Source organism: Holdemania massiliensis (genome assembly GCF_022440805.1).
Classification (GTDB): Bacteria; Bacillota_I; Bacilli_A; order Erysipelotrichales; family Erysipelotrichaceae; genus Holdemania; species Holdemania massiliensis_A.
The window spans coordinates 1,542,440-1,556,780 of record NZ_JAKNTK010000001.1; the positions used below are offsets into that span (position 1 = coordinate 1,542,440).

Sequence of the window (14,341 nt, forward strand, 5' to 3'; positions counted from 1 at the left end):
AACAGGAATTTTGAAAAATTTGCGTATATAAGAAGTAGCGGAGGGACAGCTATGGCAGAAAAAGAGAAGAATAAAGACGTACTCCTTCAGGACACACTCAAACAGATCGAGAAGCAATACGGCAAAGGTTCAATCATGAAGCTGGGCGACCGGGCGAATGTCGATATCGATGCGATCAGCAGCGGTTCGATTGCGATTGACTATGCTTTGGGCATCGGCGGTTATCCAAAGGGCCGGATCATTGAAATCTACGGGCCGGAATCTTCCGGTAAAACGACGCTGGCGCTGCATGCGATTGCGGAGTGCCAGAAGGCCGGCGGCCGGGCTGCCTTTATCGATGCGGAAAATGCGATTGACCCGATGTATGCGAAAAATTTGGGCGTGAAGATCGACGACTTGATTTTGTCACAGCCCGACAGCGGCGAACAGGCTTTGGAAATCACGGAGCTGCTGATTAAGAGCGGTGCGATTGATTTAATCGTCATCGACTCGGTTGCGGCGCTGGTGCCGCAGGCGGAATTGGATGGGGAAATGGGCGACTCGCAGGTAGGTCTGCAGGCGCGGTTAATGTCAAAGGCAATGCGAAAGCTGGCTGGCGTTATGAACCGCAGCCAGTGTACGGCCATCTTTATCAATCAGCTGCGGGAAAAGGTTGGCATCATGTTCGGCAATCCGGAAACAACGCCGGGCGGCCGGGCCTTAAAGTTCTATTCTTCCGTGCGGCTGGATGTCCGCCGCAGTGAAGCGATTAAAAGCGGCACGGAGATCGTCGGCAATAAAGTCAATGTTAAGGTCGTAAAAAACAAGGTTGCGCCGCCGTTCAAAGTGGCAGCGATCGAAATTATGTACGGTGAGGGCATTTCGCATATCGGCGAAGTGGTCAGCCTAGGCGAATCGTTTGAAATCATCAACAAGAGCGGCGCCTGGTTCTCTTATAACGGCGAAAAGATCGGTCAGGGCCGGGAAGCGGTGCGGGCTTTCTTAAAAGCCAATCCGCAGCTGGATGAGGAAATCACCGGAAAAATCAAACATAAGCTCTTCCATGGCGATGAGGAAGAGGCTCCGGTACAAGAACAGGCTTAGGCTTGTTCTTTTTTTCAGCATTGAAAAAAAGCGCCTAGCCATGGGATAAAAGTGAATTCTGGCGTGAAAGGGCTTCCTTTTTTAATGCCGAAAATCATCAAAGAGGGAATGAAAAAGCGGATGAAAAAGAAAGAAATTCTGGAAAAACCATGCTTTGTTATTGTGAAAACGGTTAAAATTAGGTATTATTATAAAGGAGTCACAACTCTGAACAACTGATAATGGAGGAAATAAGTTATGAACAATCCACTTGTTTTGTCCATTTTATCTGGTATTGGGGGTTTAGCTGTCGGTGTGATCATCATGGTGATTACATCCCGGCTGGGCTTGAATCGTGATCAGCAAAAGGCAAAATTGCTGTTAGAAGAGGCAACAATTAAATCTGAGAACTTAGTCAGACAAGCTGTGCTGGACGGCCGTACGCAGGCGTACGAGCTGAAGCTGGCTGCTGAAAAAGAGGTTAAGGAGAGAAAACAAGAGCTTCAGGATAAAGAAAATAAACTGACGCGTCGGGAAGATAACCTGAATTTTCGTGATGAAACCTTAACGGCGAAAGAAAAGCAGATTGAAAACAAAAACAGCCAGATCACGGATAAACTGAATGTACTGGAGAAGATGGAAAGTCAGCTGCAGGCCAAAATCGACAATCAGATTGTCGAATTGGAACGCATTGCATCAATGAGCGCCGACGACGCCAAGAAAGAATTAATGGATGCCGTCGAGAAGAAAATGGATAAAGAAGTCAGCGTGTATATTCGCGAGAGGGAAGATGAAGCCCGTTCCAAAGCTGCCGATTCTGCCCGCAATATTATTGCGCTGGCGATTCAGCGTTATGCTCAGGAAGAAACGATCGAACGGACGGTTTCCGTCGTCGGTCTGCCTTCTGAGGAAATGAAAGGCCGGATCATCGGCCGGGAAGGACGCAACATCAAGGCGATTGAACAGGCGACTGGTGTTGACCTGATCATTGATGATACGCCGGAGACGATTACGGTTTCCTGCTTTGATCCAATCCGCCGCGAAATCGCGCGCCAGGCATTGGAAACGCTGATCCGGGATGGCCGGATTCAGCCGGGACGGATTGAAGATGTTGTCCGCAAGGTCACCAACGAGCTCAACGACACGATTATGAAGACCGGTGAGGATGCGGTGTTTAAGCTGCAGATCGGCCGGATTGACAAAGAGCTGGTCAAGCTGCTGGGCCGTCTGCGGTTCCGTTACAGCTATGGTCAGAACGTCTTGCAGCACAGCATGGAAGTCGCTTATCTTTCAGGCATGATGGCCGCGGAGCTGGGCTTGAATCAGACGCTGGCCAAGCGGGCCGGCTTACTGCACGATATCGGCAAGGCGCTGGACTTTGAAATGGACGGCAGCCACGTTGAATTGGGCGTGAAGGTCGCTAAAAAGCATGGAGAGAATGCGGTTGTCATCAATGCGATTCATTCACATCATGGCGAAGTTGAACCGACAACGTTGATTTCCAACCTTGTCGCCGCCGCTGATGCCTTAAGCGCAGCTCGGCCAGGCGCTCGGTTTGAAAGCTTTGAGAACTATATCAACCGGCTGGAACAGCTGGAAGCGATCGCCAACGGATTTGAAGGCGTTGATAAGACGTATGCCATTCAGGCCGGACGTGAAATCCGCGTCATGGTCATTCCGGATAAGATTGATGATGTGGCGTGTCATCGCGTAGCACGGGATATTAAAGATAAGATCGAAGCCGAACTGACCTATCCTGGACAGATCAAGGTCACAGTCATTCGGGAAACCCGCGCCAGTGAATTAGCGAAATAATGCGAATTTTATTTATCGGCGATATCGTCGGTTCCCCAGGCAGGCAGATGCTCCAGCAGCACCTGCCTGCTTTAAAAACCGAGATCTGTCCGGATCTGACGATCGTCAATGGTGAGAATGCCGCGCACGGCAAAGGCATCACGAAAAAGATTTACCATCAGCTGCTAAGCTGCGGCGCAGATTACATTACGATGGGCAATCATACCTTTTCCAAAAGTGAGCTGAAAATGTTTATTCAGGAGGCCGACCGTTTGATTCGCCCAGTGAATCTGATACCAATGGAGCTGGGCGAGGGGGTACGGTTTGCCCAGGTTCAGGACAAACGGGTCGGCATGGTCAATCTGTGCGGGCAGGTGTTCATGGACAATGTCGCGCGCAGTCCGTTTGAATGCATGAGTGAAATTCTTAACCGCCACGCTGCGGATCTGTGGTTCGTGGATTTCCATGCGGAAACGACTGGGGAGAAGGAAACCTTCGCCCAGGTATTCGCTGATCGGTGCGTTATGATTGTCGGCACGCACACGCATGTGCAGACGGCCGATGAACAACTGATGCGCGGCTGCGCCTATATCAGCGACGTTGGAATGTGCGGCGCGTTTGACAGCATCCTGGGCCGCGATAAGCGCGAGGTCATCGAGCGCACGCTGTATCAGATCAAAACACGCTATACCGTCGCCGAAGGTCCAGCGATGCTGTGCGGTGTCTGGGCCGAAATTGATGATTTGACCGGCCGGGCTTCCTTTATCGAGCGGATTCAGATCAGACCTTAACATAAACCCCTTTTTTCTCACATATCCTGTTAGAAGAAAGGGGTATTTTATGGAAATATTAAAAGTATCAACGAAATCCAACCCGAATTCGGTAGCGGGCGCGCTGGCCAACTTACTAAAAGAAAACGATCGGGTCGAAGTCGATACGATCGGTGCGGGAGCGATTAATCAGGCGATTAAGGCTGTCGCGATCGCCCGCGGCTTTGTGGCGCCGATCGGTTTGGAACTGTTCTGTGTTCCGGCGTTTATGGATATCGTGATCGACGGTCAGCCAAGAACGGCGATAAAACTTATTGTTGAAAAAAAGCAACCATGATATAATAGGGAGCATAAAGGAGGATGAAACAATGCCAGCAAAAGTAGATAAAGATACATGCATCGGCTGCGGCGCATGCGCAGGAGTTTGCCCGGTAGGAGCCATTGCATTACAGGACGATGGAAAAGCGGGTGTTGACGAAGGAACATGCATCGACTGCGGTGCCTGCGTTTCGACCTGCCCAGTTTCTGCCATTTCGCAGTAATTCCATCCTGAAATAAGCAGATCAACGGAAAGAAGGCGACAAAAAGCCTTCTTTTTGATATAATAAAACGCGTTATGAAAAAGGAGAGGCCTATGAAAAAAGACTGGAAGCTGCCGTCGCTGAAGGCGGCGCAAATACGGACACCGCAGGAAGCGGCGATTGAACGTTCACTGTTTGCCTTAGATCCGCAGGTGCGCAGTCTGGGCATCGGGCGGCGTTATTTCATTCATACCTATGGCTGTCAGGCCAATGAACGCGATTCGGAAACGATCGCGGGAATTCTGGAAGCGATGGGTTTTGTCCCGGCTTCCGCAGAAGCCGAAGCGGATTTAATCCTGCTCAATACCTGTGCTGTCCGTAAAAATGCCGAAGATAAGGTCATCGGGCAGCTGGGGGCGCTGAAGCGCATGAAGCGGGAAAATCCGGATCTGATCTTCGCGGTCTGCGGATGCATGGCCCAGGAAGAAGATATTGTCGATCTGATTCTGAAAAAATACCATCAGGTCGATCTGATTTTTGGAACACATAATCTGCACCGGCTTCCGCAGTTATTAATGCAGGCGATGATGAGCCATGAACGAACGGTGGAAATCTTCTCCAAAGAAGGGGAAGTGATCGAAAACCTGCCGGTTCGCCGCTTTGGCAAGCACAAAGCCTGGGTGAACATCATGTACGGCTGCGATAAGTTCTGTACCTACTGCATCGTGCCTTATACCCGCGGCAAGGAACGGTCCCGCGACCCGCAGGATATTCTGGATGAGGTGCGCGAACTGAAAGCCCAGGGCTATAAGGAGATCACGCTGCTGGGGCAGAACGTCAATGCCTATGGCAAAGATCGGGCCAGCGGTTACGGCTTCGCGCAGCTGCTGCGCGATACTGCCGAGATCGGCGTGGATCGGGTGCGCTTTACGACCAGCCACCCGTGGGACTTTACCGATGAGATGATTGAGGTGATCGCCGCTTATGACAACATCATGCCTGCGATTCATTTGCCGGTGCAGTCCGGCAGCAGCGAGATGCTCAAGATCATGGGGCGCCGTTATACCCGCGAGGAGTATTTGACCCTGTTCCATAAGATTAAAGAGCGGATTCCCGGCTGTTCGTTTACCACGGATATCATTGTCGGCTTCCCGAATGAGTCCGAGGAACAATTTGAAATGACGCTGAGCTTGGTGGATGAATGCCGGTATGATGGAGCCTTTACGTTTATTTATTCCCCGCGGACAGGCACCCCGGCTGCACGGATGCAGGACAATGTCCCCGCTGAGGTCAAAAGCCGCCGTCTGCAGCAGCTCAATGAAAAAATTGCGTATTATGCCCATCAGAATAATGAACCATATCTCGGCCGGATTGTGACCGTGCTCGTCGATGGTCCGTCAAAGAAAAATGATCAGGTTTACAGCGGCTACAGTGAAACCAACAAGCTGGTTAACTTTACCGCAGATCATGCCGAGCCGGGGGATCTGGTTCAGGTTCGGATCACGGAAATTCATTCCTGGTCGCTCAATGGGGAAAAGGTCGAGCAGCCTCAACCTCAAATTGCTTAGTTTTAACCTTTGCCGCAGTCCGGCTGCTTAAACCAAGGAACTGCGGCTTTTTGTTTGTCGGTTTTTCACTTTCACTGGGTAATCGGTGAAAGCGGGGTGAAAGCGAATCAGCACCGGTGTTAAAATGATTGAAATTCAAGCGGCGGTATGATATAGTTTACCCACGAAGCCATCCCTGCAAAACTGGATCATCTTACGATTAAACCGGCTTGGACAAGCGCTTTTCAACGAATTGAAAGCGTTTTTCCTGTGGCTGACGCAGTTGTCAGGAAGCTTTTGGCAGGGTATAATAAAGAAAACATCATAGGAGGAAATTTCATGGATCAAGTACGTCTGTTCGCTTTGGGCGGATTGGATGAAGACGGCAAAAACATGTATGTGGTTGAAGTCGGCGAATCCATTTTTGTCATTGAAGCGGGCTTAAAATATCCGGAATCCACCGATCAGTTAGGGATCGAGCGGATCATTCCGGATTTCAAATATTTAGTTGAAAATCAGCATCGAATTCAGGCGATTTTCATTTCTCACGGGCATGACGATGTCATGGCAGCACTGCCGAATCTGCTTCGGCATGTCAAGGCGCCGGTGTATTCCACACCGTTAACGGCCATGCTGATCGAAGAGATGCTGAAAAAGGAAGGCCTGCGCGATATCCGCGTGCATCGCATTAAGCGCAACTCAAGTTTTAAAATTGCCGGCATCGCGGTTCGGGCTTTTGGCATGACGCAGTCGATTGCGGATGGCTTTGGCCTGGCGATTGAAACGCCGCAGGGTTCGATTGTCTATACCAGCGAATACATCGTCGATTATGATATTCATAACGATGCTTTTTCCTGCGACATTACGGCTCTGGCGGAGATTGGCAAGCGCGGCGTTTTGGCTTTGATGACCGAATCGGTCGGGGCCGACCGCGAAGGACATTCAGCTCCGCATCATCGGATTACTGAATTTGTCGAGCCGGCCTTCGAGGATGCCGAGGGGCGCATTCTGATTACGACCTATCATCAGAATTTATACCGCATTATTGAAATTATCGAACTGGCGAATAAATACAACCGCAAGGTGATCTTCTATGATGACGATTTGCGGGCAATTTTAAAAGCGGTTGAAAAGATGGGGTATTACCGGATGCCGATTGGTTTGGAAATCCCCAAAACCAAGTTTACCAATGACTTAAAGGATGTCGTGGTCATTGTTTCCGGTTCCGGCGATCATGTGTTCAGACGGATGCATAAGGTGGCTCTGGGTGAAGATGCCATGCTGCGGCTGAACAGTCAGGATACGGTGGTCATCGCCTCCCCGGTTGTGCCGGGAACGGAACGCGAAGCGACGAATATGGAAAATGAGCTGTATAAGGAAAACGTCCGGGTAGTGACGCTGGATCGGCGCAAGGTGTATTCAATGCACGCTTCGATTGAAGATCTGAAGATGATGCTGTATCTGTTTAAGCCGACGTATTACATGCCGATCAAGGGCGAGTACCGCCAGCTGGTTTCCAATGCCAACATCGCTTTGAACATGGGCTATCACGCGGATAAGATTCTTGTCCTGGACAACGGTCAGATCGCCAAGTTCGAAAATGGAATTCTGAAGTCGACGGCCGATCAGCTGACGCTGGAGGATGTTCTGATCGACGGCAATGAAAATTTGGATGTCAGCGGCATGGTGCTGCGGGATCGGGAAATTTTGTCAACCGACGGCGCGATCATCGTCGGAATTGTCGTCAACCACAAGACCAAAGAAGTGATCGGCGGACCGGATGTCCAAAGCCGCGGCGTAATCTATTTGAAAGACGCGGATCACATTGTCAAGGAGATCGGCAATATTATTGAGAAAACAGTCGAGGATGCGGTAAAGGAAAAACGTTACGAAAATATGGCGGTGCGGATGGAAGCGAAAGACCGGATCGTGAAATATGTCTTGAAGGAAACCGGCAAGCGGCCGATGATTTTACCGGCGATTGTCGAAATCAATGTCACGGAATAGGAGATGATGATCCGTGGCGAAAACGAAGCAGAAGAAGAAAAAGAACAATTCCAAAAGCACCGTGGATTCGGAAATCCTGCGCTATGTCATTGCGCTGGCGGTGATCACTGTGACATTGATCGCGGCGCTGCAGTTAGGGATCGTCGGACAATTTCTGACAACGATCACACGGTATCTGTTTGGTACGTATTACGGAGTCGTCTACGGGATGTGTTTACTCGGGGGGCTGGCTGTCTTGTTTGGACAGAGGTTTCCCGTTTTCTCCGTTAAGACGCTGATTGCGATCGCTGCCGTATTCATCGCGATGATTTTGTGGTCGGCGATTCCGCAGGATCCCCAGCTGAGCGGATTTCGAGTGTTCAGTGATTATCTTTCGCATACCGGCGAACATTTCAGCTCGCCGACAACCGTCGCTGCCCAGGGCGGAGTTTTAGGCGCCCTGCTGTACTCGCTCAGCTCACTGCTGTTTGCACGTACAGGAACAGTCTTAGTGATTTTTGCGCTGCTAGCTTTGGCGGCGCTGCTGATGATCAAGACGGAAGTGTATGTGTCGATGTGGCATTCGATCACGGACGCGCTGCATCGTGAAAAAAAGCCGAAGGCAAAGCGTTCACCGCGCCAGATGGAAATCGAAGAGCTGGAAGAATCCGGCGAAAACCGCAGGGTGATCGGAAGTGTGGAGCTGGGAAAAAAGAAGAAAAAATCAATTTTCTTAACGCCGGATGACGAACCGGCTGAAGCTGAACTGTCCGCTGCGCCGATCGTTAAAAAAGAAAAGAAAAAAGAAGAAAAAGAGAAACCTGTACCGCCGCCGGAAGAAATGCCGAAGGTGGTCTCGATTGGCAGCGGGGCTGGGGAGGTAGGCTATACGCTGCCGGCGTTGACGATGCTGGATGAAATTCAGGCAAAATCCCGTTCGGTACTGAACCAGAACGCCGCTTCGATCAAGGGCAAGAAGCTGATTGAAGTTCTGGGCAATTTTGGCATCAACGCGCAGCTGGTCGCGACGCATATCGGACCGGCGGTCACTAAGTTTGAAATCCGGCCGGATTCCAACGTCAAAGTATCGAAGATCAACGCGATTTCCGATAACCTGAAAATGGAGCTGGCAGCCCGGGATATCCGCATCGAAGCGCCGATTCCCGGACGCAACGCGGTCGGCATCGAAATTCCGAATGTCGAAACAACGCCGGTGAAGATGCTGGAGCTGATGCGCCAGCTGCCGGAAGATAAGAAAGACAAAAAGCTGCTTTTAGCGCTGGGCAAAGATCTGATGGGGAAGGGGATTTTCTGTCAGCTGGACAAGATGCCCCATCTGCTGATCGCCGGGGCCACCGGCAGCGGCAAGTCAGTCTGCATGAATACGATTATTACTTCACTGCTGCTGCGGACTTCGCCGGATGAAGTGAAGCTGCTCTTAGTCGATCCGAAGAAAGTCGAATTTACGCCTTACCGTGAAATTCCGCATTTGATCGGTCCTGTGATTTCGGATGGAGCCGAAGCGGCGCGGGCCTTGAAGGTCATCGTCATGATGATGGAGAACCGGTATGAGGTCTTCGCTCAGGTTGGGGTCCGCAACATTGCCGGCTACAATGAAAAACTGGCGAAAGAGCCGCAGCCGAATCTGCAGCCTATGCCGTATATTGTCGTCATTATCGACGAGCTGGCTGATTTGATGGCCGTCGCCGGCAAGGAAGTCGAAATGAGCATTCAGCGGATTACCCAGCTGGCGCGGGCGGCTGGAATTCATTTGATCGTCGCCACGCAGCGGCCTTCCACCGATGTCATCACCGGAATTATCAAGGCCAATATTCCAAGCCGGATTGCCTTCTCCGTTTCCAGCGGCATTGATTCACGAACCATTTTGGATCATGTCGGGGCGGAACGGCTGCTGGGCAACGGTGATATGCTCTATTTCCCGATTGGGGAACCAAGTCCGGTGCGGTTACAGGGCGTTTATGTGACCGACGATGAAGTCAAGCGCATCACCGATTTTGTTTCCGCGCAGATGAAGCCGCGCTATGAGGACGCGTTTATCCGTTTGGAAGGCGTGGACAACAATGAAAGCACGGCGGTGATGTCGGCGCAGGACGATCCGCTGTATGAAGAAGTTCGGGAATATGTCATTGAAACGCAGAAGGCGTCGACCTCACTGCTGCAAAGAAGGTTCGGAATCGGATATAATCGTGCAGCCAGACTGATTGACGTTCTGGAAGAACGCGGCATCATTGGTCCGGTGCAGGGCTCCAAACCAAGGGATGTTTACATCAAAAAGAACGAAACTTCGGATGACGAAGAAGAAAATTAAAAAATCACATGTGAAACCGGATTGCATCATTTTCTGAATCAATCCGGTTTTTTTTCTTGATTTGATCGAATTGTCTGAAGAAAACTGCCGCTTAAGTTGACAAATGGCATTTTAAAAGTCTAATATTATACTGTAAGCATAGCTTGCATAAAGCAATGGAGGGAAAGAAAATGAAAAAATTGCTGACCTTTGCTTTAGCGCTGCTGATGGTTGCCGGCTGTTCCAACAATGGTGGAACAACAGCGACACCAACACCAGATGCTGACGCAAACAATGACGGTGGAAACACTGGCTGCACAATTACCATCGGATTAGTTACTGACTTAGGCGGTATCGATGACAAGTCCTTTAACCAGGGCACATGGGAAGGGGTAGTTCAATTCGCAGAAGACAATAACATGGGCGAAGAATGCTACGGTTACCTGCAGTCTTCCGCCGATGCGGATTACATCCCGAACCTGAGCACTTTTGCTGATCAGAAGAAAGACCTGATCGAAGCTCCGGGCTTCCTGTTTGAAGATGCGATGAAGGAAGTCGCTGATCTGTATCCGGATCAGAAGTTTGTTATCATCGATACAGAAGTTGACAAACCAAATGTGGCTTCGGCCATCTTTAAAGAGCAGCAGCCTTCTTACCTGGTAGGCGTTGCCGCAGCGATGAAAGCGAAAGAAGCGGGCATGACGAAAGTTGGATTTATCGGCGGTGTTGAAAACCCGATTATCGAACGTTTTGAAGCAGGCTACAAGCAGGGCGTTGCCAGCGTTGATCCAAGCATTGAAGTGCTGAGCGACTATGCGAATGCATTTGATGATCCAGGCAAAGGCTCGACCTTAGCTCAGAAGCAGTACAATGACGGTGCTTATGTTATTTTCCATGCAGCCGGTGCAACAGGCAACGGTCTGATCAAAGAAGCGAAGGATCGCCGCGAAGCGGGTGAAGACGTTTGGGCGATCGGTGTTGACTCTGACCAGTATGATGCAGGTCTGATGTCTGACGGTACTTCCGCAGTCCTGACTTCCGCATTGAAGCGCGTTGATACAGCGGCTTACTATTTCGCGGATCAGGTTAAAAACGGCACGTTCCAGGGTGGAACTATGGTCTTTGACGCCAGCAATGACGGCATCGGCTTCCCGAAGGAAAATCCGAACCTGTCTGATGAAATCGTTAAGGCGATGGAAGAGGCTTTAGCGAAAATCAAGTCCGGCGAAATCGTCGTTGACGAAGCATTGCAGAAATAAGCAGTACGCAAAAGCAGAAAGGGAGAGTACAAGCTCTCCTTTTTTTGCGCCTTTTCACTAGATAGATGATTCGGATAATGATTTAAGTCCATAGGGGGATGGATTTCGTCCAGTTATTCCCCCAGAAAAATACGGTTTCTTATGATTTTGGCCTCGGAAATGGTGTCAAGAATGAGAACGTTGACACCCTTTCTGACACCATTGGCACCATTTAGTGGCACTATTGGCACCAATTTTGATATGAAGCAGGATGCTTTTGAAGGAACAGGGATGAGTTTTGACTGCTAGCCTCATCAACACAGAGAGGGAAAAGCGCTTGAGAGATTCAATAGACACTAGAAAATGTACAGCTTTTGGGTAAACTCTACCGTCAGTAGGTGTTCTTTTTTTGCTGTTCGGTTACAATCAAAGGCAGATGAGGAGGTCAAAGTAATGGATCAAGTCAAGATCGGCCGTTTTATTGCCGCGTGCAGAAAAGCCGGCGGCTGGACACAGAATGAAATTGCAGCGCAGCTGGGAGTGAGTGATAAAGCCGTTTCCAAATGGGAAACGGGAAAATCTCTGCCGGACTACCCGCTGCTGCTGCCATTATGTAATTTATTGAAGATTACGCTGAACGAGCTGCTGCTGGGAGAGCCAATTAGTGATGCAGAATATAAGGCAAAAGCGGATCAGATTCTCTATGATATGATCGGTCAGTGGTTGGGGCAGGATCAAGCTTTGCCGCAAACGAAGATGAATCATCCCTGTCCAGTATTAAACGTCTCGCATGTCACAAAAATCTATGCTGAGGAAGAAGTGGAAACCCTGGCGGTGGATAATGTCAGCTTTGAAGTGGAAAAGGGCAGCTTTATCGGGATTATGGGTGCCTCCGGCTGTGGGAAGACAACGCTGCTGAAACTGATTGCCACGATGGATCGTGTATCTGAGGGAACGATTGAAATCGCCGGTCAGCCGCTGCAGGCTTTAACCGAATCCCAGCTAGCGCAGTTCCGCGGCACTCACCTGGGGTTTATCTTTCAGGAATACAATCTGCTGGATACGCTGACGCTTCGTGAAAACATCGCGCTGGCGTTAACGATCCAGACAGCCGCTATGGCTCATTCGCCGAAGGTGATTGACGAGCTGGCCGAAAAGTTTGAAATTACCGAAGTTTTGGATCAATTTCCCTACGCGGTTTCCGGCGGACAGCGGCAGCGATGTGCCTGTGCCCGGGCGATTGCCTCGCATCCCAGCCTGATTTTGGCTGATGAACCGACCGGAGCACTGGACAGCCGCAGCGCCCGGCAGCTGCTGGAAATGCTGGTCATGCTGCGCAGAGACTACGGTGCGACACTGTTAATGGCAACGCATGATGTGATGTCAGCCAGTTACTGCGACCGGATTTTGTTTATGCAGGATGGCCGCATTCAGACTGAGCTAGAACGCGGTTCGTTAAACAAACAGGCTTATTTTACTGAGATCTTAAAGACGCTGACAGACGTCACAGAGCGGACAGTTCATGACGCTTAAATTGATCTGGCGCAATATTCAGCGCAGTGCCGGAGACTATCTGCTTTTGGTCATGACGGTAACCCTGCTGGCCGCGATTTTGTGTCTGGCGAACTGCATCGCCGTTTTCGGCAGTATCCAGGCTGGTTTTCAGACTGCGTCCCTGCCGGTTCTAATCGTATTGATACTAATTTTTCTGATCAACACGATTCATACGTTCATGCTTCACCAGCGGGCAAAAGCACTGGCTGTGACCCTGCTGCTGGGGATGGAGCGCGGGAAGCTGCGGCGGCTTTATCTGGGCGAGCTGAGCGTAATTGGAATCGGCTGTTTTCTGCTCGGTACGCTGATCGGCGCCAGTCTATTCAGCCTGTTCATTTCTCCGCTGCTGCAGATCAGGACCCATGTATCCTGGCTCTTGTTGATGGGAAAAAGCATCCTTCAAACCGGCGCCTACTTTTTTCTGGCGGAACTCTTGTCGGGAGTGTGGATTGACCATCAGCTGGCAAGCCTGCAGATCAGTCAGCTGCTCGTTCAGAAACGCCGCAATCATCCGATTCATCGGAAAAATCTGCGGTTCTGGCAGCGCTGCTTTGTGAGCAGTTTTGCACTTTTTCTGATCTTTTTGATCGGGATCGCGGCAGCACAGGGAGAACTGCTGACCCTTTGCATCGGCTGGATCGCCTTGCCGATGATCGTGTGCATCATCGCATTCTATCAAAGTCTTTACGCTTATTTTTCTCATCTGAGATCGGCAGGAAAATTAGGTCAGATCCAAGGCAATCGTCTGCTTTGGCTTGCTGAATTGACAACCGGGGCGAAAACCAGCGCCAATCTCAATGCCCTACTGTGCGTCTGCCTGGTGTTTGCCGCATCGGCATTCGGGTTTGGCCTATTGCTTTTGGACAGCGGGGCAAACCTGTTTGAAAGATCCATGCAGACCTACATGGGCTTTATGCAGATCAGTCTTTGTCTGATCTTTCTGATCCTCTACTTCTCCATGCTGTCGCTCTTACAGATCTTGGATCTGAAGCGGCAGGCCCGTACCTTGAGAATCCTGCATGCATTGGGCAAAGACCAGGCATCGTTGAATCGTTTGATGTGCATTCAGACCTTATTTCATCTAGGACTTCCGGCCGGGATGGGACTGGCGTTGCTGACGGCAGCGGTACCGCTGATCAATTTCCGATTGAATGAGGAGATCTCGGTGCTGCGGCAAAATCAGGTACTAAGACTTTTCGGTGGTTTTGGATTCTGTTTCTGCGCCTTATACCTAGTTTATTTTTTAGCGGTGACAGCAATCAGCAGGCGTAATTTAAAGTCCTTGACTAACAGCTGAAGCGGATCGGCAGGATTATTCAATACCGCGCCGGCCCGGCTTGTGATCCGTTGTCTCTCTTTCAGTCAGTTCCGGAGGATAAAAATAATATTGACTTCAGCAATTTTATGCAGAATTTTGAGAATTGCAGAGAATCAATGAAAAGAAGACTGGACAAACCGGATTTCTTTTACCCAGAAGTTCGGTTTTTTCATATTTTTAAAAATTGCAGAGAAGCTGATGTTTTTCAGGAGCACGCAGGTGTCAAATGTCACGTTTATTTGT

11 protein-coding genes are annotated in these 14,341 nt (G+C 50.1%); all 11 read left to right on the forward strand.

What is annotated here, in order from left to right; all coding sequences use genetic code 11:
- Positions 1 to 51 precede the first annotated feature (51 nt).
- The 11 genes from recA (at position 52) to MCG46_RS06965 (ending at position 14,077) form a co-directional block, all read left to right on the forward strand.
- Positions 52 to 1,083: a recombinase RecA gene (gene recA, locus MCG46_RS06910; RefSeq protein ID WP_020223082.1), complete on the forward strand. Its 1,032-nt coding sequence runs from the start codon at positions 52 to 54 to the stop codon at positions 1,081 to 1,083.
- A 237-nt stretch (positions 1,084 to 1,320) separates the two neighbouring features.
- Complete coding sequence (rny, locus tag MCG46_RS06915) at positions 1,321 to 2,877, forward strand: ribonuclease Y (protein WP_020223084.1); 1,557 nt, start codon at positions 1,321 to 1,323, stop codon at positions 2,875 to 2,877.
- Positions 2,877 to 3,647 (forward strand): TIGR00282 family metallophosphoesterase, encoded by a 771-nt coding sequence (locus MCG46_RS06920; protein ID WP_240278849.1) that lies wholly within the window; start codon positions 2,877 to 2,879, stop codon positions 3,645 to 3,647. The genes rny and MCG46_RS06920 overlap by 1 nt, the downstream gene beginning before the upstream one ends.
- Positions 3,648 to 3,696: 49 nt before the next feature.
- Complete coding sequence (locus MCG46_RS06925) at positions 3,697 to 3,963, forward strand: stage V sporulation protein S (protein WP_006060855.1); 267 nt, start codon at positions 3,697 to 3,699, stop codon at positions 3,961 to 3,963.
- Positions 3,964 to 3,994: 31 nt separating this feature from the next.
- On the forward strand, positions 3,995 to 4,168 hold the full coding sequence (locus MCG46_RS06930) for a 4Fe-4S binding protein (protein ID WP_006060856.1): 174 nt from the start codon (positions 3,995 to 3,997) through the stop codon (positions 4,166 to 4,168).
- A gap of 92 nt (positions 4,169 to 4,260) precedes the next feature.
- Positions 4,261 to 5,715 (forward strand): tRNA (N6-isopentenyl adenosine(37)-C2)-methylthiotransferase MiaB, encoded by a 1,455-nt coding sequence (miaB, locus tag MCG46_RS06935; protein ID WP_240278851.1) that lies wholly within the window; start codon positions 4,261 to 4,263, stop codon positions 5,713 to 5,715.
- A 318-nt stretch (positions 5,716 to 6,033) separates the two neighbouring features.
- A complete protein-coding gene (locus tag MCG46_RS06940) occupies positions 6,034 to 7,701 on the forward strand; it encodes a ribonuclease J (RefSeq protein ID WP_240278853.1) in 1,668 nt (555 codons plus the stop codon).
- A 13-nt stretch (positions 7,702 to 7,714) separates the two neighbouring features.
- Positions 7,715 to 10,009: a DNA translocase FtsK gene (locus MCG46_RS06945; protein WP_240278855.1), complete on the forward strand. Its 2,295-nt coding sequence runs from the start codon at positions 7,715 to 7,717 to the stop codon at positions 10,007 to 10,009.
- Between the two features lie 170 nt (positions 10,010 to 10,179).
- Complete coding sequence (locus MCG46_RS06950; RefSeq protein WP_240278858.1) at positions 10,180 to 11,247, forward strand: BMP family ABC transporter substrate-binding protein; 1,068 nt, start codon at positions 10,180 to 10,182, stop codon at positions 11,245 to 11,247.
- A gap of 432 nt (positions 11,248 to 11,679) precedes the next feature.
- Entirely contained in the window at positions 11,680 to 12,759 is a 1,080-nt protein-coding gene (locus tag MCG46_RS06960) for an ATP-binding cassette domain-containing protein (protein ID WP_430622659.1), read from the forward strand.
- Entirely contained in the window at positions 12,749 to 14,077 is a 1,329-nt protein-coding gene (locus MCG46_RS06965) for an FtsX-like permease family protein (RefSeq protein WP_240278860.1), read from the forward strand. The genes MCG46_RS06960 and MCG46_RS06965 overlap by 11 nt, the downstream gene beginning before the upstream one ends.
- The last annotated feature ends 264 nt before the right edge of the window (positions 14,078 to 14,341 follow it).

Bases quoted from the DNA above. Each gene is read 5' to 3' on its own strand.
- recA (WP_020223082.1), top strand. From the start codon at position 52: ATGGCAGAAAAAGAGAAGAATAAAGACGTACTCCTTCAGGACACACTC.
- rny (WP_020223084.1), top strand. From the start codon at position 1,321: ATGAACAATCCACTTGTTTTGTCCATTTTATCTGGTATTGGGGGTTTA.
- MCG46_RS06920 (WP_240278849.1), top strand. From the start codon at position 2,877: ATGCGAATTTTATTTATCGGCGATATCGTCGGTTCCCCAGGCAGGCAG.
- MCG46_RS06925 (WP_006060855.1), top strand. From the start codon at position 3,697: ATGGAAATATTAAAAGTATCAACGAAATCCAACCCGAATTCGGTAGCG.
- MCG46_RS06930 (WP_006060856.1), top strand. From the start codon at position 3,995: ATGCCAGCAAAAGTAGATAAAGATACATGCATCGGCTGCGGCGCATGC.
- miaB (WP_240278851.1), top strand. From the start codon at position 4,261: ATGAAAAAAGACTGGAAGCTGCCGTCGCTGAAGGCGGCGCAAATACGG.
- MCG46_RS06940 (WP_240278853.1), top strand. From the start codon at position 6,034: ATGGATCAAGTACGTCTGTTCGCTTTGGGCGGATTGGATGAAGACGGC.
- MCG46_RS06950 (WP_240278858.1), top strand. From the start codon at position 10,180: ATGAAAAAATTGCTGACCTTTGCTTTAGCGCTGCTGATGGTTGCCGGC.
- MCG46_RS06960 (WP_430622659.1), top strand. From the start codon at position 11,680: ATGGATCAAGTCAAGATCGGCCGTTTTATTGCCGCGTGCAGAAAAGCC.
- MCG46_RS06965 (WP_240278860.1), top strand. From the start codon at position 12,749: ATGACGCTTAAATTGATCTGGCGCAATATTCAGCGCAGTGCCGGAGAC.